The sequence below is a fragment of the Desulfobacter curvatus DSM 3379 genome (genome assembly GCF_000373985.1).
GTDB classification, from domain to species: Bacteria; Desulfobacterota; Desulfobacteria; order Desulfobacterales; family Desulfobacteraceae; genus Desulfobacter; species Desulfobacter curvatus.
The window spans coordinates 55,329-79,192 of record NZ_KB892900.1 but is presented as its reverse complement, the minus strand read 5'-3'; the positions used below and the strand labels follow the sequence as shown (position 1 = coordinate 79,192).

The 23,864-nt window shown below is 44.7% G+C and carries 19 protein-coding genes; 5 read left to right on the top strand and 14 right to left on the bottom strand.

Translation table 11 applies throughout. From position 1 onward, the window contains the following. Positions 1 to 284 precede the first annotated feature (284 nt). Together B147_RS0100380 and B147_RS0100375 are read left to right on the top strand one after the other, a co-directional pair. Positions 285 to 542, top strand: coding sequence for a FitA-like ribbon-helix-helix domain-containing protein (locus tag B147_RS0100380; protein WP_020585276.1), 258 nt, complete (start codon positions 285 to 287; stop codon positions 540 to 542). Beyond that, positions 539 to 976, top strand: a complete 438-nt coding sequence (locus tag B147_RS0100375) for a type II toxin-antitoxin system VapC family toxin (protein WP_020585275.1) — start codon at positions 539 to 541, stop codon at positions 974 to 976. Before B147_RS0100380 ends, B147_RS0100375 begins: the two co-directional genes overlap by 4 nt. A 522-nt stretch (positions 977 to 1,498) precedes the next feature. Here the strand turns inward: B147_RS0100375 and B147_RS0100360 are convergent. Together B147_RS0100360 and B147_RS0100355 are read right to left on the bottom strand one after the other, a co-directional pair. Beyond that, on the bottom strand, positions 1,499 to 2,077 hold the full coding sequence (locus B147_RS0100360; protein ID WP_157237702.1) for a hypothetical protein: 579 nt from the start codon (positions 2,075 to 2,077) through the stop codon (positions 1,499 to 1,501). A 97-nt stretch (positions 2,078 to 2,174) separates the two neighbouring features. Beyond that, positions 2,175 to 3,386, bottom strand: coding sequence for a M48 family metalloprotease (locus B147_RS0100355; protein WP_020585271.1), 1,212 nt, complete (start codon positions 3,384 to 3,386; stop codon positions 2,175 to 2,177). A gap of 870 nt (positions 3,387 to 4,256) precedes the next feature. Between B147_RS0100355 and B147_RS0100345 the strand changes: the two genes are divergently transcribed. Beyond that, complete coding sequence (locus tag B147_RS0100345; RefSeq protein WP_020585269.1) at positions 4,257 to 5,306, top strand: hypothetical protein; 1,050 nt, start codon at positions 4,257 to 4,259, stop codon at positions 5,304 to 5,306. Positions 5,307 to 5,375: 69 nt separating this feature from the next. On the opposite strand, the gene B147_RS0100340 is transcribed toward B147_RS0100345, so the two are convergent. The 10 genes from B147_RS0100340 to B147_RS31555 form a co-directional block, all read right to left on the bottom strand. Next, positions 5,376 to 5,963, bottom strand: coding sequence for a hypothetical protein (locus B147_RS0100340; protein ID WP_020585268.1), 588 nt, complete (start codon positions 5,961 to 5,963; stop codon positions 5,376 to 5,378). A 539-nt stretch (positions 5,964 to 6,502) separates the two neighbouring features. Continuing rightward, a complete protein-coding gene (locus tag B147_RS32235) occupies positions 6,503 to 7,363 on the bottom strand; it encodes an HNH endonuclease (protein ID WP_020585267.1) in 861 nt (286 codons plus the stop codon). A gap of 408 nt (positions 7,364 to 7,771) precedes the next feature. Further along, a complete protein-coding gene (locus tag B147_RS0100330; protein ID WP_020585266.1) occupies positions 7,772 to 8,131 on the bottom strand; it encodes a YajD family HNH nuclease in 360 nt (119 codons plus the stop codon). A gap of 335 nt (positions 8,132 to 8,466) precedes the next feature. Next, positions 8,467 to 9,606: a double-cubane-cluster-containing anaerobic reductase gene (locus B147_RS0100325; RefSeq protein ID WP_020585265.1), complete on the bottom strand. Its 1,140-nt coding sequence runs from the start codon at positions 9,604 to 9,606 to the stop codon at positions 8,467 to 8,469. Positions 9,607 to 9,625: 19 nt separating this feature from the next. Further along, positions 9,626 to 11,071, bottom strand: coding sequence for an efflux transporter outer membrane subunit (locus B147_RS0100320; protein ID WP_020585264.1), 1,446 nt, complete (start codon positions 11,069 to 11,071; stop codon positions 9,626 to 9,628). Positions 11,072 to 11,074: 3 nt separating this feature from the next. Next, on the bottom strand, positions 11,075 to 14,203 hold the full coding sequence (locus B147_RS0100315) for an efflux RND transporter permease subunit (protein WP_020585263.1): 3,129 nt from the start codon (positions 14,201 to 14,203) through the stop codon (positions 11,075 to 11,077). Between the two features lie 15 nt (positions 14,204 to 14,218). Continuing rightward, complete coding sequence (locus B147_RS0100310) at positions 14,219 to 15,412, bottom strand: efflux RND transporter periplasmic adaptor subunit (protein ID WP_020585262.1); 1,194 nt, start codon at positions 15,410 to 15,412, stop codon at positions 14,219 to 14,221. After that, a complete protein-coding gene (locus B147_RS0100305) occupies positions 15,409 to 16,011 on the bottom strand; it encodes a TetR/AcrR family transcriptional regulator (RefSeq protein ID WP_020585261.1) in 603 nt (200 codons plus the stop codon). Before B147_RS0100305 ends, B147_RS0100310 begins: the two co-directional genes overlap by 4 nt. A 230-nt stretch (positions 16,012 to 16,241) precedes the next feature. After that, a complete protein-coding gene (locus tag B147_RS0100300) occupies positions 16,242 to 16,661 on the bottom strand; it encodes an MFS transporter (RefSeq protein ID WP_020585260.1) in 420 nt (139 codons plus the stop codon). A 48-nt stretch (positions 16,662 to 16,709) separates the two neighbouring features. Continuing rightward, on the bottom strand, positions 16,710 to 16,949 hold the full coding sequence (locus tag B147_RS31555) for a hypothetical protein (protein ID WP_157237701.1): 240 nt from the start codon (positions 16,947 to 16,949) through the stop codon (positions 16,710 to 16,712). Between the two features lie 334 nt (positions 16,950 to 17,283). On the opposite strand from B147_RS31555, the gene B147_RS0100290 reads away from it, so the two are divergent. Further along, positions 17,284 to 17,736 carry a hypothetical protein gene (locus tag B147_RS0100290; protein WP_020585258.1) on the top strand — a complete coding sequence of 151 codons (453 nt, stop codon included), beginning with the start codon at positions 17,284 to 17,286 and terminating at the stop codon, positions 17,734 to 17,736. Positions 17,737 to 18,199: 463 nt separating this feature from the next. After that, positions 18,200 to 19,174 (top strand): SH3 domain-containing protein, encoded by a 975-nt coding sequence (locus B147_RS0100285; protein WP_020585257.1) that lies wholly within the window; start codon positions 18,200 to 18,202, stop codon positions 19,172 to 19,174. 75 nt (positions 19,175 to 19,249) lie between these two features. Here B147_RS0100285 and B147_RS27010 read toward each other — a convergent pair whose 3' ends face one another. Beyond that, complete coding sequence (locus B147_RS27010) at positions 19,250 to 22,120, bottom strand: caspase family protein (RefSeq protein ID WP_033396612.1); 2,871 nt, start codon at positions 22,118 to 22,120, stop codon at positions 19,250 to 19,252. A 10-nt stretch (positions 22,121 to 22,130) separates the two neighbouring features. Continuing rightward, the gene (locus B147_RS0100275; protein ID WP_020585255.1) at positions 22,131 to 23,861 is read right to left on the bottom strand and encodes a caspase family protein; all 1,731 of its coding nucleotides are present in this window, start codon (positions 23,859 to 23,861) and stop codon (positions 22,131 to 22,133) included. Positions 23,862 to 23,864 lie beyond the last annotated feature (3 nt).

Here is a 23,864-nt window from a genome sequence, read left to right as displayed (position 1 = left end):
TTTTAGGTTTGAAAAATGAATACGACTCGAGGTCATATTCAATATCAATTGGCCCACAGTCTAATAGGAATATGGACAAAAATCAATGAGGGGCTCTAGGTCCTCACCTCAACTTTTTTGGTTTGATCTGTCAAAGCCTCAATGATAAAGAAGGTTGCATCGTCACTGGCTCCGCAACTCTTTCCTGTCCACATATTGACAATTGTGATGGCGTTGCATACATTGAAATCATACTATATTGAAATACACATTGTATCAGAGAAACCCCCAATAAAGGAGGCATAATGGGAAGCTTGACAATCAGAAATGTGGACGATTCAATTAAAGCAAAACTGCGTATGGCTGCCGCCATGAATGATAGATCCATGGAAGAGGAGGCCAGACAAATTCTTAAAAAATTTCTGCTGGAAAAACGCTGTTCAAAAGGGATCGGCTCCCGAATTGCTAACCGTTTCGCTAGTGCCGGCGGTGTCATTTTACCTGAAATCCAGAGATCCAAACCACGTTTTTCGGCAGATGCCCAACTGGATGAAGAAAAATGATTTTGCTTGATACGAATGTGTTATCAGAGTTGATGAAACCCACGCCGAATAAGCAGGTTGTTTTCTGGTTAGATAAACAATCCGAGTGGGATCTATGGACCAGTTCAATAACTCTTGCTGAAATTTTCCTTGGTATCTCCCTACTGAATGATGGGAAAAAGAAGACCATGTTATTTGAATTGGCTCAACAGATGTTTGATGAAGATTTTAAGGGCAGATGCTTACCGTTTGATGATCAGGCCGCTGTTGAGTACGCAGTAATAGTGGCCAAAAGAACAAAAATCGGCAGACCAGTCAGTGTAGAAGATGCACAGATCGCATCAATTTCAAAAACGGCAAACCTGATTCTGGCGACTCGAGACATCAAAAATTTTGATGAGATCGACGGATTGAGATTGATTAATCCCTGGAATTATCAGAGCACAAGCAGGTGATATTGAAAATGTTTGAGCATTAATACAATGATTATTTACCTATCCCAATTATGGTTCCTGTAGAATTCATTCACTTTTAAAATTTGAAAATAGATGTGGACTGGGAAAAGTCCGGGGGAGTCTTCCACCCGGAAAATGGACCTTGCTTTGGAGGTAGTCTGCTCTATTAAGAATATTTTTTTGTCTGGTAAAATCAAGTTTTTTAATCCGACGTTTAACCGTAAGATTTGTAACCAGCGGAAAAAATCTAAGCACAACATTTTGGGGAGCACGTTTTCTCCGGAAAGCGAGCCCTACCATTTGTAAGGTTCACTGGCGTGGGCTCCGATATCCTGATTCATTCTTTTGGAATTGATCACTGTATTCAAAATCTTGGCAGCCCGGTTAAATACCAATATCTGTCGTTTTGCTATTCCTTAAAAATTCTGATTTTTACGATTTTAACCACCAAAATCACCGGCTCACCCGAGTGCATTTTGCTTGTTGAATTTTAAAAAATTGATACTGTAATAGGATCTCCGGTTATAATCTTTTTTCAATGACCTTAATAATTATTTCTTTTCCAATAGTTTTAAGACTCTCTTTATTTTCCACCAGGAATGTCTCAAAATCTAACCAATATAATTTTGTTTGAATCTTGTATTTTGAGATTTCATCCCGTCTGATTGTTGCCTCCAAATATTCGATAATCTCTGTAATTGCTTCTGGCTTTTTATTCTTAAAACTAATCACGACCAGAAAATCATCAGATCTTGGAATAGCATCAGGTGTATTTGACATAAAAATCAAATACGGTCCATCGTAAAAGCTTAACTCCGAGTTGTACCACCTATGCAATCTATCAGCGTATGTTTTGCCTAAATCAACATTCAAATCATCAGAGTCAATATTTTTAACCCATACAGCAAGGTGGTTTTCTCCAATACTTTTTCCAAAACTTTTGAATTGTTTGTTCATTTTTTTTAAATATTTTTTGTCAAAAGGCTTGTTTAATTCGTATGAAGTAGCAAAAAACAAAGTATATGAATTGAAACTGTCAGGTATGCTATATTCACCTTCTATCCTATCAAGGTATATAGGAATATTCATATTTTTTTTCATTTTTGTACAACCTATAAATAAGATAACAAAAATACTCATGAGAGTTATTAAGAGTTTTCTTTTAATATGAAAAGCAGTTAACATTGCCCCTCCCTTTTTAATTATAAATGAATGGAAAAATAGGAATTTCTATAAGTTTTTCTGGAAACACGATACAATAATTAATTTCAGATGGCTGTAAATTTCCATGCTCAGTTCTGAGCAGAAGAGAATTATATTGATTCGTATTGATAGGCATTGCAACATTGTTTGGGTAAAAAGCGAATTTTGTTGTGTATACAATTTTCCCCATTGAATTTAGAGCGTTATACCAATAGGCAGCATATTTTATTAATTCTGGATACTTACTAAACTCGTATTTAAAGTATTGCGGACTTTGTTGATTATAATAATTTATACTCGTACTTTCTCTTTCAACCATTAGGTATTTGGGTAGTTGTGTTTTATTAATTTGTGACATAAATTTTAATGATTGAATTCTATATTTTAGTTCATCGATTCTTATACTATCAATTTGATTTTCAGCTTGAAGATAATTCATAAGATTTGAAAGCAGATTAATGTAATGGTCAATTTTATAACCCATTTGATTCAATAATAAAACAGTATAAACATCGGCCATACATTCTAAATGATAATCAATCAGATTGATTTCCGATAAATTTCTACTACTATAAAGCATATTAGAGTATGAGATCGGTAATACTCTAAGATATTTTGTCCAGTTGGTTTTACGCTGTTCATTTTTGAATTGATTTATTGCATTCGCCACTGCCCATTGATACCGGACATGGCCATGTCTAATATGTATAAATTCATGAGCAATCAAGGCGGTTAATTGTGCTTTGTTTTTCGCGCTATAAATTAACCCGCCATCTATATACGATCGACTGAGATGAATTTCACCATTAGGATAAGAACACGTGATTGGTTTTGAAATTGCAAAAATATTTATATCAATTTTTGGACAGTTATATCCATTATATTCATTGTTAAAGCAATGATAATTCTTATCATAAAATGAAAAGAAGTAAGTGGCAGACAATTTGTTATATGAGATCATGACATTTTGTAATATCTCTTCGAGATCTTTGTTTAGCTTATTATCCTTTTTAAGCTTTGTTCCCCTCAATCTCATATTGAAATTTTGGCAATAATCATCTGCTTCTTTATAGTTTGAAGAAGTAAATTGGTATTTTGACACCATGATCAAAGGATCTCTCGTTTCGTATGTTGTGTAATAAGCACATCCAGCACAAAATAGGCAAGGTATGAAAATACAAACTATTATAATACTTCTTTTTAGCATATTATCCTTGTAATTATCTTTTTATGTGGTGCCATTCCTCCGAGAACGTTGCTAATCAGCCGCGCGGCTTTTTGCGTCATCTGATTAGCCTTGTTAGATCCTGCTTTTAATGTGTTTTAAGAATAGTTTTCATTTTTAGCAACTGTTCAGACCGATCTTTCGTTAAGCGAGTCGCAGTAGAGTTTTCGATCGTCGGCCTTATTGTACCGCCTTCGTATTGCAGACCTTCAATTTCAACGCTATTTTTTAAAAAAACCATGCTTTGTTTGCTTCCTCGAAAAGTGACATTTGCTTTTCTGTAAGCAAGCCCGAAACTTCAGCGATTATAGAAAACCGGATGATTTTTATTAACAACTAAGCATCCCGATGTAAATAGAAAGTTTTAAGGAACTTATTTCGGACACTATTTCCTTAAGCTTCGAACAGTTCTTTCGCTACTGGAAGGACCACGAACCTGTTATCATTAATGGCTCAAAATCAAATGTAGTTTGGTTTAAACCAAGGATCGGCTACATTGACTTCTGCTCGCACTTCTTACTGGCTATAAATATAGAAAAATAAGCCTGAGTACTTATGGTATTAGCCCTCATTTTTTTGAAATAGGCACAGACACCATATATTGGGGTTCAGAAAATTTGAACAATAGCGATTGGCCATAGATATATTCAACGATCTTCAAGTCCAGAAGAAAAGTAAATTTTTAAGGTACCAGTTGACTGTTGCATTTATCGTTAAAGAATTGTTAATCTCCAATTACTTTACAAATAAACGATAACATTATTACTTTAATAGCTATTTATGCATAGCCAGGCTAGTGCAGACGCAAAATGCCACGCGGCTTATTACGGTTAGATTTCTCAGGAGCCCATTATGATATTCTCGAAGTCTGTAATCGAAAATATGGGATTTACAAAGTACCCTGTGTCGGATGTGTTAGAAATTCAATTTGGGATTGTTATGGTTTATTCGATTCAAGGTATCAATTTCAATCCCAATAGCACATCAACAATTTCTAAACCGTTTGAGTTTGGTGAAAATTGCACTGCGGTAATATCCGACTCTATTAATGATGCATGCCGACTACTGATCGGTGATGATTTTATTGATGAAGATGAACAAGAATGGATTAAAAAAAAGAAGGTGAGTCGTCCATTTGCATTTATATTTTTTAAAGAATTTCAGACTCGGACATTAAAAGGCGGTTACCGAAAGGAACATGAAGGCAGCATCATTACGTACGACGCATTCCCCGAGGGGAAACAAGATATTCAAAAATGGGAAAAAGAATCGCTCCCAAGTATAATCACTTCATTAGTGGTTCATCTCTCGACCTTGGAAAGGCCTGTATCTTTAATATTAGTTAAAAAAGCAGTATTTGGAGAAACCAATAACGGAGTTACATTATTCGATCTCAAAATGACAGGGAGTGCAAATGTAATTGTATCATCAGGAAAAACATCCATTGAAATGGATGTTTCTCTGTCAAAATCATCGGATCTTTATGGAAAGCTTGAATATAAAACAAGCCGTCATTTTTACTCTGCATTAAACGAGAAAGATCGGCTTAAACAATTTTTAAACTATTTTTTATTTATTGAGAGGGAGACTCACAGACAATTTAAATCACTTAGCTATGAAAGCGATGCAAAATCAGTTTTTAATGTGCCTCAACGCCTAAGCCAGTCAGGTAATTTATTCTTTGAAGATAGATTTAATGACTCAAGGAATTTAGCACAAAGGTTTCATTGGTGTGCTATATTGGCGTGGGATGATCTTAACGATCAGGATGTTAACGATTTTATAGATATTAAGAAGATTCGTGATAAATTAGCACACGGAGACAATCTTGTGGAAACTGAATTGCCGGTAGAGAAGGCTAAAATTATAGCAATGAAGCTCTTAGGTACAGAGAAAATCTAACACGGCTAATTTAACCAACGCAAAAAGTAAGGGAGCCGCGAGGATATCATGTCTTTGTAGATGCTTATGTTATAGGTGTTTTTTAGTCATTTGCATTGCCTTTATTAAGTGCACATTGGTTGATGCAGGATATTTTTCAACAAACTTAGAATATTCTGATTCTTCCCAATTATAAAAATAAGAATAAATAAGTTTTGCTGATTCAATTGCTGTATAGTATGCACTATTTGCTAAATCATTAACTGCGTTCCCAGCTGGCCAATGAATTGATTCATTTCGCAGCCTTCTTAAACGCTCCTGAGAACTTAATGGTTCGCAAGAACGGTCAAAAGCATTATTTATTAAGAGCTTTGGCCACCTTATAAAAGCTCTTTTAAATCCAATATTATCCTCAATACCATTCTCAACCGCCTCAACTGTTGATACTGGTAATTCAGATTTGTGTTGTCTTAAATATTCATGAATTGTATTAAAAAACATGATTTCAACAATTTGATGAGAAAGTATAATTACTGTTCTTGTTAGAACTGATGTAGAGATTTTTTTAGCTGTATTACATAATGGATCATTCAAAATGTAATATGTACCAGCTAATACCTCTGTCCAATTATCATGAATTTCCCAGCTTATATTTAATGACAATGTTTTTTTATCCATATGAACCCCATGACAAGTGAGTATGTAATTTTTTTCTGTTAAAGCCTGAATTTATAATGTTATCCTGTTAGAAAAATAGAAAATAGGATAATTTTCAATAGCAACCGAGCCCCTGATGTAAATCGAAAGCTTGAATGAACCCATTGAGAAACACAAAACCGAGCAATTATGGTATGATTGTGGGTCGAAACCCTTGTCAATAATGGCGTTCAATTCTTTTTCCAGTCCTTCAGCCACCCACAATTCGAGGGCGAGCTTTAGCGTTTGTAGCCTCCATCTCCTTATCATAAAGGCCTGGCACAAGATATGGTATTTTTCAATTGACAAACCATAGCGCAGTGATCGGCGCAGGACCGAGTCGTTCAATTTGGATTAAAAAAATGTTTTGGGTGTGCTGTGAAAAGCCCGGAGTGACAGGGGAAATTATGACGGCTTAATCAATCAAATATGGGGCATTCGTCTTGGTAAAATCCAATACTAAATAAGCAGAGTTACGCTGGTGATAACAAGTATTGCGTCCAGGTTTAGATTTTCGTTGCTTATTCGCCAAAATGAAGCTCCCTATGGCAATTGGGACATGTTGCAATTGCGTTTTCGACAGTATCCTCACCTCCCTCTGACAGCATGATTTTATGATGAACTTCAAGATAAGGCGTACCATCTTTTGCCCTTTTGAAGGGAGCTTCCTTCCCACATTTTTCACAATGGCCGTTAGCTCTCACCAATACTTCCGCAACAACATCAGCATTACGTTTGAATCCTTTTGATACTACCTGAATTGATTCGGGATATTTTGCCGCAGCTTGAAGTCTTTCCGCTCGTGATTCATTAGTGCTCTGCATTGATGCAGATACTTGTTGATCTAAGTCTTGAAATAGTTCGTCCTCAACTGCCATTACGGGAATTGAACCGACCCATTGTGGGATCTCTTTAATGTATGACCAGCCACCGGACCTGGTTCTTGGCTTGAGAGGCTGGTTATTCGACAATTTTACAAAGCTTGATACATGTATGGGGATTTTTATTCGCTCCATATTTCGGACAGAGATAAGATTTCTCGATGACTTATCGTTTCCACCCACCATATAGATTTCTGTTTCCCCGGGTTGATACTTTTTAATGTGATCATTCAATTTGACGAGACGGGCAGAATCAATTTCTGCTTTATTCTCCCAACCCACAATTTCTGTACGGTAGGAGACAAACGGTAAAGAGGAAGTAAGCGAAATGTATAGCATTACTGGATCGCTCTCTGTTGGGGGTGATTCAGCGAGACGAACAATGGTGTCCGAGGCATATGGTTGTAAATAGCAAATTAATCCGGGCTCTGATGTTTGGGCCTTTAGGATTTCTTCGAGAACATCTTCATAGACACCGTTTATGTATAAAGAATAGGTCATTTTTAATTTTAATCCAATTTATGTGCGGAATCACTAAACGATGGTGATTGCGGATTCCATATAGTGAAAATCAAGATAACTAAAGTTAATAAACATCCCCTGTCAAAAATTGCAACAGTCAATTTAATTCCCTTTAATTCTGAACCAAAAGGAACTGTTGGCTATCATGTGTCGCCGGCAAGCTGGTCAATAAAGGCCCTCACTTTTTTCAAGTATTCAGGCTACTCACAATTCGGAGGGTGAACTTTAGTGTTGGAAATGCTCTGGAGTAACAGGGCGTTTTGTGGAAATTGATTAGGTAAATTTATCCTGGAGACGAAGCTTAAACAGATGGTGGTTAACACCTGCAAACTTTCTCAATATTTCATAATATGTGCAGCCATCCCACGTTTCAGGCCGACAGTAAGGTTACAACTTACCTTTCAGCATATCGCCAAGCCCGGCAAAAGGATTGGTGGTGCCGCCGGAATCTGCGGTGCTCCCGGCCAATTCATCGGAATAAGCATCAGCGACCTGGTCCCGGGAATGCTCGTTGTCGTGGCAATAGATACAAAGTAATTCCCAGTTGCTCCCATCAGGCGGGTTATTGTCGTGGTTATGGTCTTTATGGTGAACAGTAAGTTCCTTGACTCGTTTGCCTTCAAACTCACGGCCACAATGGGCACAGATCCAGGGGAACATCTTAAGAGCGCGCTCCCGGTAAGCGGCCTGACGAGACTGTTGCTCTTTCAACACTCTCTGAACAAGGTTCTCTTCTTTACTTGACATATAATCTACTCCTATTTTTTCAACTGGCGTTTGAACAAAAATTGCCAACCTATTTCGTTTATGATGCAAGTTTAGTATAAAAAACGAGTTGCGGTGGACCCCATCAGCCAGACTATCATTCTATTAGTTTTGATCATCAAGCTTTCAAAAACAAAGGAATGAGTTTTAAATAGTTTGCCCATTTCAAAATAGGCGACCGTTGAGGATTGACATGAACTTAGGGTCCTTCGGGCGTGCTTTATCGTTCCCGAAAATGGAAATTCCTATACTATGAAGTCAGGGACGCGGAAACTCTACAGCTTTTATTTTTTCCGAGTCCCTTTTCTGAGGCCGGATCAAATCATTTCAAGAAAGGCTTCGATCCGGACCCGGAGCTGTTCCGTATCTGATTCGGAATAATCGGTCTCCAGGTGAAGATAAGGCAGATTACATGTCTGCTCGGCAAGTTCCCGGATCTGGAATGCCTCAACATTATAGGTGTGGCAGGCCTGCCAGGTGAGATCCACAATCCCGTCCACCTTGAACGTTTCCACCATGCGGATCAATAGATCTTCACGGCCCGGGTTGGGACTCATGACCGAGCATGGAATCGCAAGATACTGCTCGGCAAGGGCTTTGATGGGATCTTTGTCCTCATCTACCTGGAACACCTGTTTATACCCGCTGCAATTTTCAAAGGCCACCACATTGGCCCCGGAATTTTCAAGGATTTTAACCACCTTGTCCGATCCTAATCCTACGGGGACACCGGTCAAAAGAATCCTGGGCGTATCCGTTGTGAACGGACTGTCTTGTTTTTCTGCCTTTTTCAGGCAGGCTTCGGTGATTTCATTGATCAGGTCAATGCCCTTTTCTTTATCCGCAAAAAAACCTGTTTTAAACAGGATTTCAAGCATCTGGATACCGCTGATGGGGGACGGCTTGACCGCAGCCACATCCATGAGCGCTTTTTTAGCCTGGCGCTCCCGGTTCAAAAGGGAAATGGCGCCACTAAGCCGTTCATTAGTAATGGGTATCCCTGCCTGGTCCCCAATCACCTGCCGCAATTGTTCTAACTCCGTGATCCAAGGGTCTAAAAAAAGCTCGGTGTTCTGCTGCTGGGGAAGCTGTAGCACATGTACATGCTTTATCTTTCCCATGATCTCAAACATTTTCTTTTTCCCGTCACAGGTGGTATCGGCCACGATCATATCCGAAAATTTGAAAAACGGGCAGGTGCCGGTGGCTGCAAATCCGTAACTGCTCTTGATCAGGGGGCACAGATTCCTGGGTAACGTCTGTTCCGCCGCTTCAATGGGGTCCTGCCGGGTGCCGCACAAAGGCAGCGGAATTGCATCCGCGGCAACGGCAAGTTCCGTGGGGCCGTACAGGCAGTAGTATCCCACCACGGACTTACCCTGTTGTTTGTGTGCTTCGATATCCATTATATTCTGTTCAGTAATTTGCTGAAGCTTTGCACCAAGTTCCGGTGTCATGTGTTTCCCTTTTTTCTTATTAATTCGTACTAGACGTATCCATTTTTCCGCCGCCCATAACCTTGTAAAGGTTAATCAGGTTGCTCAAGTAAGACTGTTTCAAGACAATTGCACCCTGCTCAGCGCTGAAAAGCGAACGCTGGGAATCCAGAACCGAAAGAAAATCATCTATACCGTTGTCATACCTGGCCTTAGACAGACAATACGCGTTCCGGGTGGCAGAGACCAGTGCATTCTGGGCATCCATCTGCCCCTTGTAATGTTTGCGTGCCACCAGCTGGTCCGCCACTTCCCTGAACGCTGTCTGAATGGCGTCTTCATACTGGGCTGCCGCAATTTTTTCCCCAACAGTTGCGACATCCAGACTTGCCTTGAGGCCTTCCCGGTTGAAGATGGGGATGGTCAGATTAGGAGAAAAGCCCCAGGAAAGACTTCTGGACGGATCAAACAGATAGGAAAGCCCCTCGGCGGCAAACCCCAGGGAACCGGTCAGGCTGATGGTCGGATACAGGGCAGCCCGGGCCGCACCAATGTCTGCATTGGCCGCCTTCAACTGATGCTCGGCCGCCTGAATATCCGGCCTGGCCAGAAGAATCTGGGAGGGGAGCCCTGCCGGCAGCCGGGTCAAAAATCCGATGTCGTCAATGGTTTCACATGGGGTTTCAGACGTCTTGATAAGATCATACACCCCGGGGCCTGCAAGGTATACCAAAGCGTTTTCCGCCTGGGCAGCCAGCCGCTTGTACTGGTAAATGGAGGCTTTGGCGCTTTGGGTGGATGTGGCGGCCTGGGCCAGGGCCAGCTGGTCTGTGGAGCCTGCATCATATTGGGTTTTAATCACATCATAGGTGGCTTTCTGGGCCTTGTATGTTGCCTGGGCAAGCTGCAGCAGCTTTCTTTGGGCCAAAAGGTTGACATAGGCGTCTGCGGTTTGGCCCACCAGGGCGATGCGGGTGCTCGATGCCGCTTCCCGGGTGGAAAGGTAGCTTTCAAGAGCACTTTGGCTCAGGCTTCTGACCCGGCCGAATAAATCAAGTTCATAGGCCGTGACGCCCAGTCCCACACTCATGGATGTATCTGTGGTATACGCCTTCCCCGAACTACTGCTGTCTTCGGGAATGCCCTGGCGGCTTACGCCCGTGCTGCCCGCAATGACGGGCAGTTCATCGGATCTCTTGATCCGGTAGGCTGCCTTTGCCTGTTCAATATTGAGCAGGGCTACCTTCAAATTCCGGTTGTTCTCCAGGGCCATGGCAATAATCTGCTGCAGGGTCTGGGATGTAAAGTAATCCTGGTAAACGATGTCGGCGGCGACGGGACCGGACCCGGCATCTGCTTCAAGCCCCTTGCCGGACCAGGTGTCGGCCACCGGCATTTCAGGCTGACTGTATTCGGGGATAAAGGAACAGCCCGCAGTAAAAAGCATCAACCCGGCAACGGCTGACGTAATTATTCTAATTGCCATAAATTATTCTCCTTGGCCGATTTCGGCCTGTTTTCTCTTTTCACTGCCCCGTTCAATGAGAATGAAAAAGAGGGGGACAAAGATAATCGCCAGGGTTGTGGCTGCCAGCATGCCCCCTATAACACCGATGCCGATGGCGTTCTGACTGGCGGAACCGGCACCGTCGGAAATGGCCAACGGTGTCACACCCAGGATAAACGCAAAGGAGGTCATCAGAATGGGTCGAAGCCTCAGCTCTGCAGCTATGACAGCCGATTGAACCAGTTCGGTCCCGCCTTCGTATAGACTTCTTGCAAACTCAACAATAAGAATGGCGTTTTTGGCCGCAAGGCCCACTGTGGTAAGCAAGGCGATCTGGAAATAGACGTCATTGCTTAATCCTGCCAAGCTCGTGGCAACCACGGAGCCAATGATTCCCAAAGGCACAATCAGCATGACCGAAAACGGAATGGACCAGGACTCATAAAGGGCGGCCAAACACAGGAACACGAACAAAAGGGATATGGCATAGAGCATGCCGCTCTGGGAGCCGGCTATCCGTTCTTCATAGGACAGGCCTGTCCATTCCAGGAAAATCCCCTTGGGCAATTTCTGGGCAAGCTCCTCGATAATGGCCATGGCTTCACCCGAGGAAACCCCCGGAGCCGGGGCGCCTAATATCTCCACCGAAGAGGTGCCGTTATACCGTTCCAATCTGGGTGATCCATAGGTCCACTCTCCATAGGTGAATGAGGAAAACGGCACCATATTGCCCTGGGCATTCCGCACATGCCACCTGTTGATATCTTCGGGCAGCATGCGGGATTCGTCATCGCCCTGGATGTATACCTTTTTAAGCCGGTTACCGTCCATGAAATCATTGACATAGGATGACCCCCAGGCGGTCTGCAGCACATTGGTGATATTGGCCGTGGTCACGCCTAACGCCTCAGCCTTTTCATAATCAATGTGCAGCTTGTACTGCGGCACATCGGACAACCCGTTGGGCCGGACACCCACCAGCTTCGGATTCTGGGCAGCCATACCCAGCATCTGATTTCTGGCATTCATCAATGCAGTATGCCCTAAAGCCCCACGATCCACCAGCTCAAAATCAAAGCCGGTGGCATCGCCCAGGGCCAGGATGGCCGGCGGAATAAAAGCATACACAGATGCATCCTTGATACTGTACATGCTGGCCATGGCCCGGTCTGCAATAGCGGCGGCTTTCTGGTCAGGCCGGCGGCGCTCGGACCAGTCCGTAAGGTTCATAAAGCCCATGGCAACATTCTGGCCCCGGCCGGAATGGCTGTAGCCGACCACCGTGAACAGGCTTTTTATATTCTCCTTCTCCTGGTCCAGAAAGTAGTCTTCCACTTTGTTTACGGATTGCTGGGTTCGTTCCATGGTAGCACCCGGCGGGGCGGAGATGATGGTCATCATCATACCCTGGTCTTCGTCGGGCAAAAATCCTGTGGGGATGCCTTTGAAAATATAGATCAGGCCCACAATGATCAATGCATAAACCACCAGGAACCTTACTGCCCGGGTGGCCGCATATCTGACACTGGATTTATACATGGCCTTGCTGAGATCAAAGCCTTTGTTGAACCAGGCGAAAAAGCCGCGTTTATGTTCATGATGCCCTTTTTTCACGGGCTTGAGCAGTGTGGAGCAAAGCGCCGGAGTCAGAACCAGGGCCACTATTACCGAAAGTGCCATGGCCGATACCAGGGTCAGTGAAAACTGCCGGTAAATGGCACCGGTGGAGCCGGAAAAAAACGCCATGGGGATAAACACCGCAGACAGCACCATGGCAATACCCACAAGGGCACCGGTAATCTGATCCATGGACTGCCGGGTAGCTTCCTTGGGCGGTTTACCGGTTTCGGACATCACCCGTTCCACGTTTTCCACCACAACGATGGCGTCATCCACCAGAAGACCGATGGCAAGCACCATGGCAAACATGGACAGCGTATTGATACTGAAACCAAACGCCGACAGCACGCCAAAAGTGCCAAGCAACACCACCGGTACCGCAATGGTGGGAATCAGGGTCGCCCTGAAACTCTGCAAAAACAGATACATAACGAGAAAAACCAGCACAATGGCTTCTGCCAGGGTCTTAACAACCTCTTCGATGGAGAGGCGGACAAAGGGCGTCGTATCGTAGGGGTAAATAATTTTCAGTCCGGGCGGAAGAAACTGACTCAGTTCGTTAACCTTATCCTTGACCCGTTTGGCCGTGTCAAGGGCGTTGGCACCGGTGGCAAGGCTGATGGCCATGGCTGCGGCCGGCATCCGGTTATACTGGGTGTTGAATCCGTATCTTTCAGGCCCCTTTTCCACTTTGGCCACATCCTTGACCCGGACCTGGGAACCGTCCGGGTTGACCTTGACCAAAATCTTTTCAAAATCCTCCACGGTCTGCAGTTTGGACTGGGCCGTCACAACGGCATTGATCTGCTGGCCTTCGACGGCCGGCGCACCGCCGAGCTGACCGGATGAGACGTCGGCGTTCCGTGCCCGGATGGCTGAAACAACATCCGATGGCATCAGGTTAAACGCGTTGAGTTTTTCCGGATTAACCCATATCCGCATGGCGTACTGGGAGCCGAACACGGTTAAATCGCCCACCCCTTGTACACGGGAAACCGGGTCCGCCATGTTGGATTTAAGGTAATCGGAGAGATCATCATCTTTATAAGCGCCGTCTTCTGTGTATAATCCGACCAACAACAGGAAGCTGTCAGACGCCTTCTGGACGGTCAGCCCCTGTTCCTGGACTTCCTGGGGCAGTAGACTTTCCACTTTTGATATTTTGTTCTGCACCTGAACCTGGGCGATATCCGGATCCGCTTCAGGTTCAAAGGTTAAGCTGATGGTGAGCTGGCCGCTGGACTCACTGGATGAAGAGAAATATCTTAAATAATCAATACCGGTCAGGGCCTGCTCTATGACCTGGGTGACACTGTCTTCCACCACCTGGGCCGAGGCACCGGGATACAAGGTTGAAATGGTAATGCTGGGCGGGGCAATCTTAGGGTATTGTTCCACCGGCAGGGTAAGCACGGCAAACAACCCGGACAGCATGATGACGATTGCGATAACCCATGCAAATATGGGGCGATCTATAAAAAAACGAGACATATTTTTATCCTGCTATCATGAGTTGGTGGATGCGTTGTATTCCACAGTGGTGACCTTGGCCTGGGGGCTGATTTTCTGCAGTCCCGCAACCACCACCCGGTCACCGGGGGCGAGGCCGGAAGAGACCACCCACTGGTCCTTCACCGCCTGAACCACTTTAACTGCCTGGTGCTTCACCGTATTTTCCTTATCCACAACCCATACGTAAACAGATCCGTCTGCATTGCGGATCACAGCCTGCTGGGGAACGGCAATGGCATCATCCCGGCGGGACTGCTCTACCCTGGCACGGACAAAAAGGCCGGGCAGCAGTTCCTTTTCAGGGTTTGGGAACAGTATCCTCAACTGAACCATACCGGTGCTCTGATCCACCGTGGCATCGGAAAACAGCAATTTGCCCTGCAGGTCATAGGGGATACCCTCTTTTCCGATAAACAGGCTGACCATGGAATTCTGTTCAGAATTATTCATGCCTTTTTTAAGCGCGATGAGCTCCTCGCTGGACTGGTTTACGTCTACATAAATCCGGTTCAGGTTCTGAACCACGGCAAGGGCGGTGGTTTGATTGGCCGTAACCAGAGCGCCTTCGGTCACCGATGACTTGCCGATGCGCCCGGAAATGGGTGAAAATACTTTGGTATAGTCCAGATTTATTTTCGCGGCGGCCAGATTTGCTTTCGCAACAGCTACATCGGCCTTGGCCTGGGCCAGGGCTGCCACGGTATCGTCATAAACCTGGCGGCTGACACCGCCCACCTTCACCAGGCGGCTGTACCTGGCAAGCTTAGGTTCCACGGCCTTAACGTCGGCCTGGGCGCGAACCAGACTCGCTACGGCCGATTCATATGCGGCTTTGTAAGTGGCGGGATCAATTTGATAAAGTTGCTGCCCCTTTTTAACCAAACTGCCCTGGGTAAACATCCTCTTCAGAATTATGCCTGTGACCTGGGGGCGAATTTCAGCCACCTGGTATGCAGATGTTCTGCCGGCCAAATCTTTGGTGAAAACCACTTCTTGGGGCTTGACCGTGTAAACGGCCACTTCAACCGGCGGACGGACCGGGGCCGACTGGGCATGTGCCTGCCCGGACTGGGAGGGAGCCTGGTCTTTTTGCGCCCCTGCCCAGGGCAGAGCAAGCTGTCCTGAGTAAAACAAATATCCACCGCCAATAATTACGGCCGTGACAAAGCCAAGCAAAAAACGCTTCATAACGATCTCTCCTGTTCCTTAAGTATACTTTTGTCCAGAAAGCGGACAATTTCCTGTTTGAGTTTTTCCAAATCCTGGAGCGGTTCCTCCCGGTATGTCAGGGACTCCAAAGGACCCACCACCGTACCGAAGATCATGGCTGCCATTACATAGGGATCTGCATCCATAAACTGCCCCTGGCGCATGCCCTCCCGACAGACATTGGCCAGTGGGATGATGGTGGTGTCCATGCGCTCTTTGACGGCATCGGCAGCCGAACGTTGGCTCTGGATAATTTCACAATAAAGAGGGTATTCCTTGTGGAAATTATATACATTCTCCACAAATGCATATATTTTTTCCATCGGCGGGATATTTTTTCCAAATATTTTGCATGATCCATCTTTAATGGGAAGAATCACAGCCTCATGAACAGAGTTCAGCAGGTCTTTTTTATTTTTAAAATAATTGTACAATGTCCCTTTGGACACACCACACCTGGCCGCCACATTATCCATGGTAACGGGTGTTCCTTCCTGTATCATTGCCAGCACGGTTTTTACCACCTGCCCCTTGAGCAGACGGTTCATCATCTCTTTTCTTTTGGTGGGTGAATTCATTTAATCCTTCCTCGGGTTATCCCCGCATCATTGCTGTAGGGGAAAACAAAAACATCTTTCTGACCGTATCGTTCAGAAAGATGACTATACAGTCAAAAAATTGACTTGAGCGTATAATAAGGACAACGCCCGTTTCTGTCAAGTGCGCTTTTTATTAATTTTAGATTGTTATTGTGTTAGTTATGCCCGACCGAAAACCCATGTCCGTACGCAAATCTTTGCACTAAACACTATCTTGTACGCCCGGCCGCACCAATGCCGCACAGGATCATGACAATGACCGCTGCCGATAAAATAGCCATGCAAATTCCCCATTGGCCCGTCAGCTCATGGACGTAACCGATAACAAAGGGGCTTACCGAGGCCACCATATAACCTATGCTTTGTACCATGGTTGAAATACTGCGATTCTCATCCATGTCCCGGGCATACTTCATGACCAGGCTGAAAATAACGGTAAAGCCCCCACCAGATCCGATACCGCCAAAAATGGTCCAGATTATCCATTGGAACGGTGCAAGCCAGTAGCCTGCGGCGGTAAGAATCCAGGAAATGGTGACGACAAAAACCATAAACCGGTTTGAAAAACGTCCGTTTGAGGCCACGATGGGCAAACCAAAACATCCCAGAAGTCCAAGAATTTGAAACAAAGATGCGGCAGAGCCTCCAAGCCTGGATCAGATAGGTTGGCAGCCAGGCTATCGGTTATTTGAGAATGAACGAAGCGCCGTGCCTTTTCTATACACCAATTTTACCCTGTTTCTCGTTGTGCTGGACTGGCTCAACTTTTTATCCAGACAGGTTCTCGCCACATAGCGAATAATTGCAGCCAAAGCCAGAACAGCTGGAAGCATCAGTGCTGTTCGCCAGCCGGAGACATGTGCAATGGGCGCCGTCAAGGTGGTTGTTGACATGGAGCCGATACTCATACCGCTCACATAGATGCCTGTTATGGTACCGCCATGCTCCGGAAAGTCCCTATGGATAATCCGTGGTTCTGTTTCATAATGGCCAGGGATCTCAAGAGGCAATCTTTGGCAGTACTAAAAATGATACAGCCCTAACTGTTATCCCATGCAAGAGGCTTGTTGCAAACCAAGTATTCACTTTGTCTTCAATGATGGCACATAATTTTTCTCAGGAGATAACTCTTTTTTTGGGGGAGAAAATCGTCATCAAAATGTTCCTTTCTATTTAAGTGTCCGTATTAATCAATAACAAAGCAACAAAAGGCTATGCCATACACAAAAACAAATAGAAAAGGAGAAAAAAATGGCGAATCGTCAAACTGATGCAGCACAGTCACAGAAAAAATCATTACATCCAGTTTCAACACTGTTAGTGGCTCTTGGAGGTGGTGTTGTTGGCTATGATTATGGAAAAGGAATTGGTTTTGATCCTTTTATTGGTGCAATTGTTGGTCTTATTATTAGTGCTGTTTTGGTAAATATTCTTAGAGATATATATCAAGAACGGGAGCAAATACGAAACAACTTAGCAATTATGGGCGCAATTGTGGGTGCGGTTTTCGGTTTTTTTTGCATTGCAAGTGGCATTAACGACATGACAGAATCTTTCATAATTGCTGCTGCTTGTAGCGCTTTTGGTGGCTGGTTTGGGTACATGGCTGCAACTCTCATTGTGTATGCTGCATTTTTACTCCTTTTCTTAAGTCAAGGGCCAGTTGGATTTGTACTAAGATCTATAATTTTAAACTCAAACTAAATGTTTATTGTTTTTGTTAAAAATTCTCCCCGCCTTTCAGGCGGGGAGGATTTTGCGAATATTTGGTTTTATGCTTTAAATGTAGGATGTTAAATCTATAAACAGCCTCAAACAACGACCACCAAAGTGGTGTTTAATGCTATTGATTTTGCGATTTTACAGTTACCCTTCGGAGTTGACAAAGAAACCGACATTAGCCGGTATTGCTGGTCTTTCAGTCCGCTTTATAAAGCTGATTTAGCGCACTGAATTATTAGAAATTCAGCATATGATTGACAACCCTCGAAATAAAGCTATAAGAAATGATCGTTTGAGACGCTTCTGAATAAAAAATATTTCCACCGGGATTCTGGACAACCCGAATTTCGTCGATGATGGGAATTTATTCGGATTCAAGGATGGCAAGGATTGATATTTGAATCAATCTTAATTAGTAACAGAATCACAATCACAAGGAGCTTAAATGAAAAATGTAACGATTCTCAACTTTTTTTTATACGGTTTTATCTTGATCACATTTTTAAACCTTCAGGCCTGTACGAATCAAGGATTCAGTGGTTTCAAGCCTTTTGAGTCGACACAGACCTTTGTGGATGATCCGTGTTCAGAAAATCTGTATAAATTGAAATCATATGACAAGTCAACCACTATGAACGACACATTAAACAAGACGTTAACATCCTGGACTAGATGTATGGCAACATGCCAGATGAGTTCCTTTCTGAACAACAACTCAGTAGCCTGCGACACAAAATGCAACAAACAGATCGATACAAATAACATCGTCAATAGCTTTATTTCAACGTCGGAACAAGAACAAAAGAGACTGCAAGAGATCAACCTGGAAGTTGATCGTCTTCAGCAATGCCGAAATCACGAATCCAAGCAGATTCTTGCCGGGTTAAAAAGCAAAGATCCTGCCCGAAGAAAAAAAGCCCAGGAAGACTACAAAAATTTTGGAAAAAAGATTGAGGCTGACAACTGTATTTTAGATCAACTTTTAGCCAAATCCGGAAAGCGCATCAAGGAACAAGAAAAAACAATTGCAAAAATAGATAAAATTGAACCCGGTCCGGTTGGCGGTGACACCGTACCGGATACACAGGTCCGTTCTGGATACAGTATTCGCACCGCTCCCTCCACCAAAACCGGGGAAATTATCGGGAAAACAGGCCAAACGGTAAAAATCAAACAAATTGAAGGCAGATGGGTCAGTATCTACTACCCTTCATCGGAAACCGCATGGGTGCATGTCAAAGCATTCCCTTCCATCACACCTAACACCCACACAACGCCCCAAAAGGGAAAAACTGTTCATGAGGTTCATGAAGCGACCAAACAACAGTATGCCCAATCTGTTGAAAAGAAATCCGATTATGCTAAAGATATGGATCTGTGCTTATCTGAAATGGATGAAGCGGCAAAAGGCAGCGCTTAAAAGCAAGGTGCTATAAGCCATGGAGTTTGAATTCTTCATGGCTTATAGGCCGCTTCTTAGAGAAGAAGCGATTTCTTAGCGTATCACCACTATGGGGAAATCGGCAATCGTTTCCGGTTTGCAGGTGGTTGGGGTCTGCTGTCCCTGGGTCAGTTCTTTGACCCGTTCGGCGACAAACAATGTCAGTTCACTGATGGATATCTTTTTATCACGGTGATAATCTGCTTGCCCGGACAGGCCTTCGACCACAGCTTTGGTAAATGCTCCGTTTCCCCAGGTATGATTTTCCAGTGAATACTGGGTCCCCGAGGAAGAGGTAAAGACCACTACGCCGTTTTCAGCAGATGACAGATCATTTGCTACCTTATTCAGGTCTCCTGAGCTTCCACGCCGGGCACCCATCACATTACCTGAATGGCAGGTATCCAGAAAAAAAAGCACTTTACCTGGCAGTCCGGTAATCGTATCTTTTATAGCGGAATAAGGGACCCCGGTTCTTTTTATACTGTCAATATCTGTATCAACGGGCAGATAATAATAGTTTCCATTCCGGTCAGTTTCCCCGTGACCGGCCAAGAACACCGCCGCCACATCAAGGGCGGTGGTCTGCCGTTCAAGCCACTCCAATCCATCCATCAGGTCATCTCGTGAGGGATTGTTAAGCAATTTTACTTCCACGTCTCTGTAGATACCGCCTTTTTGCTGTCTCAAAACAGCGGCAAAGTCCTGGGCGTCTTTAGCTGGATAATCCAGGCGAAGATCCTCATTTTCATATACTGAACTACCCATAGCCAGAACATAGAGCTTGGGTTTGAGGATGAACTGGTCCGGCCCGCTCCACTTCAACCTGACTTTTGTTGGTTCACTTGCAGCATATCGGTTTTCGGCGATAATAGACAGCGTACTGTCCCGGGGTGGCACCGGCACATCAATTTCAACAACATCTCCTTTTTTTACCCGCTTGATTCCCCGCTGACGATCCAAAGGCCGACCGTCCACCATCACTTTAATTCCAGTGACAGCTTCTCCTGAAGGCGTATCGATCCGGTATTTGACATGGATTGTATCCGAAGAAACTACGGTATTATTTTCAGGGGAAAGAATGACAACTTCCGGGGGCACCATTTTAGCAATGGATACCGGCTTTTGTTTCTTTCCTCTGTCTACTGCCGCAAGCGCTTCTCCAGCATCACCGTATTTGATCATATTGACCACGACATCCGGCCGATAATACAATGAACGGAAACGGGACATGGGATAAAAAGATGCCGCCTGCTCCGAACTCTTGTTAATTTGCCAACCCATGAGGGAATCGGCTCCGGGTGAGGAATCATAATACCCTTGGGGGGTGGACAGAATCCACCTTTTCCTGTCCGGATGAACAAACAGCGACAAAAGCAGGCTACCGTCCGTCATCCTGTACCAACGGATCTCTCCTCCGTCATGGAGTGCTACAGCGACCTTATTGTTCGGGGCAATATTTACGGCCCAGGTTTCTCCGGGGACCTGGGCTCTCCATTTTTGACGTCCTTGTTTATCCAGGGCATAAATTGACCAGGCGGTACCAACCAGCAGAGTGCCGTCCGCTCCGATGTCTACACTTCGACAAATCTCATCTCGATCCAGAAAATTCAGTGGATGCCCGTTAAGTTTTGGGGAGTCCGTGTTTTTCCAATCTGTAATGTTCAGCGCCGCACTGCTTTCCCTGAAAGATTCAAATTTTTTGGAAAATGGTTTTAGTGCCCTGTCGGCAATGCTGAAGGTCAGGGGCTCTGCCCCCGTGGGTTTAAAAGTGATCCGGCCGCCGTCCGGGCTCACGGTAAAAAAGTCAAACCGCTCTTTATTCCCAAAATTCATCATTTCACCGGTTTTATAGAAGACCCTGTCTCCAGAAGGCTTAAACAAAGCCATATCCGGCCGACTACCGGCCATCATAACAAGACCTTTTCCAAATGTCTTAATATCCATCACCGTATTGCCGGCCGCTTTAAAATCCAAAAACTTTCCCCGGCCGGAATCAAGCCATTTACGAATTAAAAACCACTGTTGCCCCTCAATAGATTGATCATAAAGTCCACCGCCGTACAGGCACCCGTCCGTCCCAAAGCTCAACTTGTTCAACTGCAAACCCGGGGTATCGGCATCCTTATTATCGGGCCGATAGAGGAGCTCAAGACTGCTTGCGTCCAGTACATCCAGAGTAGCGGTATCACCATATCCAACGGCCAGTTTGGTATTATCCGGAGAAAAAGCGAGTGAATAGGGCTTATCCCCGCCTGTTGTTTTCTTTTTTTTTATCAGGTTAAATTCAGCATCATAAAGGCGGATATAACCGTCAAAAGCGACAGAAGCCAGGCGACCGTCTGTGTCAAAGGCCAGATTGTAAGTTCGTCCGCCATAGTCTGTATCTTTATTACACTGAACAAAACGGGAACCTGTTTTTTTAAAGACCCGAATGCCGTTTTTTCCGCCAAGGGCGGCCGCAAATAAATGGTTGGAATAAAATTCAATATCAAAAACAACATTTTCCAGGCCTGTCAGCCTTTGAATCATTTCTCCTGTAAATGTGTTGAAAAGATAGATAACGATCCTTCCAGAATACTTGTAACCTGTAAACCCTCCCACAGCCGCAGTTTTCCCGTCAGGGGAAAGGGCGCAGGCATATAATTTGCCTTCATCTCCTTTTTCAGATGGAACTCTGAATATTCTAACAAGATCACCGGTTTCCCCGTCCCAAAGCCGTGCAGTTTTATCCTCGCTACAGGTGAGGATATACCGACCTGAAGCATCACTGCTGACCCGCCTTATCGTAGAAGAATGCATCTGCGTTCCAAGTCGGAGAGTGGGTTCAGTTGAAGGAGGGGCGCTTGCGGCGACATCGGTCTCACCCGTCATCCAGACTATCAAAACCAGAACGAAAAATTGTACTACTAATTTAATTTTCATTACAGCGTCCTTATTGTCGTCTTTCCGTTTTCAACGTCCTTGTAGAGGTCACTACGTTCTTTTGTTGGTCAAGCATGGTCAAAAGAGTATTAAACAACGGTTCATCAGGTGAAAAAGATTCGCCCATCAATGTTGATATCTCTGCAGGCAAAGAGGGGAAGGCAAACACTTTTAAGTATTCCGTGCCCAAACACTCCCCGGTAACTCGGCAAACACCCGGCATATGAAGCCCTTGGCCTTTTTTGATAATACCCGTTTCCGAGTCGTCATAAGGATAAACCACGTTAATATTGCCGGCATGATCAATATTGACAAGCAGAATATAGGCATCGGACTCGGTATCAATGGAAAATCCAAGGGAATCGCCTTCAAACAATATCCCCTGTTTTCCGAGAATCTCAATAAACACATTGGAGTTGGAATTTGGCCATTTTTTCTCAAGCAATTTTTTAACTTTAACCTGGGCCTTAATCCGTTCCAAAACCGTTGAAGCGGGTAGTTCAGCAAGCAATCCACCGTTAGCCAGATACAACTCAAACATATCTTGGCCACTGCGGGTTTCTATCTCGGCCGATACGGCCTTTATCAGCAAATCAAAATCGTTTTCCGTACCAAGTTTGACCCCGGGAATTTCAGTGACAGCGGAGATAAACCGTTTTGCACTTCCCTTGGTCGCAACTTTCAAAGGGCCTGTAGGAATCGAAGGTTCCGGTCGGATTTTCTCACCCCGTTTGGCTTGAAAAACCACGTCATCTTTCATGGACGGCCGATTTTCCGGAACTAGGAGCCGGGGGGTATGACTAAAATTTTCTGCCACTTTAAGTCGAACGCTTTTATGCAGCTCCCGATAAGTGATCCGGCCGTTACCATCCATATCGGCGTCCCCGTCCAAAGCAATGAGTAACGCATTACTCAATGCACCATGGGAATTGCCGTCAAAGGTGGTATACCTTTGGGGCATATCACGTTGGACCATGTCATTTGCCGGTTCCCCTTTAGACGCGGCCGAAAGGAATATCGTATTTTCATACGGACTTGGCGGTGAAACCGTTGTCGGCGCATCCTTAAGAGTTGTTGGACTCTCGTCAATCAGAGAATCACCGATATTTTTTTTTGCACCGGCCCAAGGGATGGTCACATGCCTTGTTGCCAGCATATCTAAACTGCGAAATGCATTTTCAGAGTAACAGGAGTCAAACACGCCGAAAATCCGACGGTCTTTATCTAACTTTTCCACACGGGGCCGGATATCCCGGTATCCGATAATCAGCTTGTCCATCATTTTTTCCGGGGTGTCCGCAGCCGAAAAATCAAAAGGCAAAACGGCACCGGTATAAAACGTACCCATATCATTTATTTTCATCTTCCGGGTTGCTTCATCCTGGGGGCTGGTTCCATGTCCGCTGAAATAAATAAAGACAAAGTCATCGGGAGAGGTCGTCTTAGACAAATTATCCAGGGCGGCCAGTATCCCATCCTTAGTGGCTTGGGAATCGGTGAGGGTCACGATATTCTTGGGGTCGAACCCCTGCTTGGATACCAACATTTTTTTCAGTGCAGTCACATCAGACACCGGCCCCTCCAGACTTAATCTCGGTGGCAGGCCCGGATAATTGCCGACACCAATCAGCAGCGCATGACGGGTCGCATGGGCCGGAAAGACAGCGATCAAACACAGGACCAGACCAACACACATCAGAATGAACCGCTTTGCCTTCAGGGACGTCATTTTTATGCTCATGCC

Coding starts and splice junctions, on each gene's coding strand:
- B147_RS0100360 (WP_157237702.1), bottom strand. CDS start 2,077: ATGAAAAAAAATATGAATATTCCTATATACCTTGATAGGATAGAAGGT.
- B147_RS0100315 (WP_020585263.1), bottom strand. CDS start 14,203: ATGTCTCGTTTTTTTATAGATCGCCCCATATTTGCATGGGTTATCGCA.
- B147_RS0100330 (WP_020585266.1), bottom strand. CDS start 8,131: ATGTCAAGTAAAGAAGAGAACCTTGTTCAGAGAGTGTTGAAAGAGCAA.
- B147_RS0100340 (WP_020585268.1), bottom strand. CDS start 5,963: ATGGATAAAAAAACATTGTCATTAAATATAAGCTGGGAAATTCATGAT.
- B147_RS0100375 (WP_020585275.1), top strand. CDS start 539: ATGATTTTGCTTGATACGAATGTGTTATCAGAGTTGATGAAACCCACG.
- B147_RS32235 (WP_020585267.1), bottom strand. CDS start 7,363: ATGACCTATTCTTTATACATAAACGGTGTCTATGAAGATGTTCTCGAA.
- B147_RS0100320 (WP_020585264.1), bottom strand. CDS start 11,071: ATGGCAATTAGAATAATTACGTCAGCCGTTGCCGGGTTGATGCTTTTT.
- B147_RS0100290 (WP_020585258.1), top strand. CDS start 17,284: ATGGCGAATCGTCAAACTGATGCAGCACAGTCACAGAAAAAATCATTA.
- B147_RS0100285 (WP_020585257.1), top strand. CDS start 18,200: ATGAAAAATGTAACGATTCTCAACTTTTTTTTATACGGTTTTATCTTG.
- B147_RS0100305 (WP_020585261.1), bottom strand. CDS start 16,011: ATGAATTCACCCACCAAAAGAAAAGAGATGATGAACCGTCTGCTCAAG.
- B147_RS0100355 (WP_020585271.1), bottom strand. CDS start 3,386: ATGCTAAAAAGAAGTATTATAATAGTTTGTATTTTCATACCTTGCCTA.
- B147_RS0100325 (WP_020585265.1), bottom strand. CDS start 9,606: ATGACACCGGAACTTGGTGCAAAGCTTCAGCAAATTACTGAACAGAAT.
- B147_RS27010 (WP_033396612.1), bottom strand. CDS start 22,120: ATGAAAATTAAATTAGTAGTACAATTTTTCGTTCTGGTTTTGATAGTC.
- B147_RS0100380 (WP_020585276.1), top strand. CDS start 285: ATGGGAAGCTTGACAATCAGAAATGTGGACGATTCAATTAAAGCAAAA.
- B147_RS0100345 (WP_020585269.1), top strand. CDS start 4,257: ATGATATTCTCGAAGTCTGTAATCGAAAATATGGGATTTACAAAGTAC.
- B147_RS0100275 (WP_020585255.1), bottom strand. CDS start 23,861: ATGAGCATAAAAATGACGTCCCTGAAGGCAAAGCGGTTCATTCTGATG.
- B147_RS0100310 (WP_020585262.1), bottom strand. CDS start 15,412: ATGAAGCGTTTTTTGCTTGGCTTTGTCACGGCCGTAATTATTGGCGGT.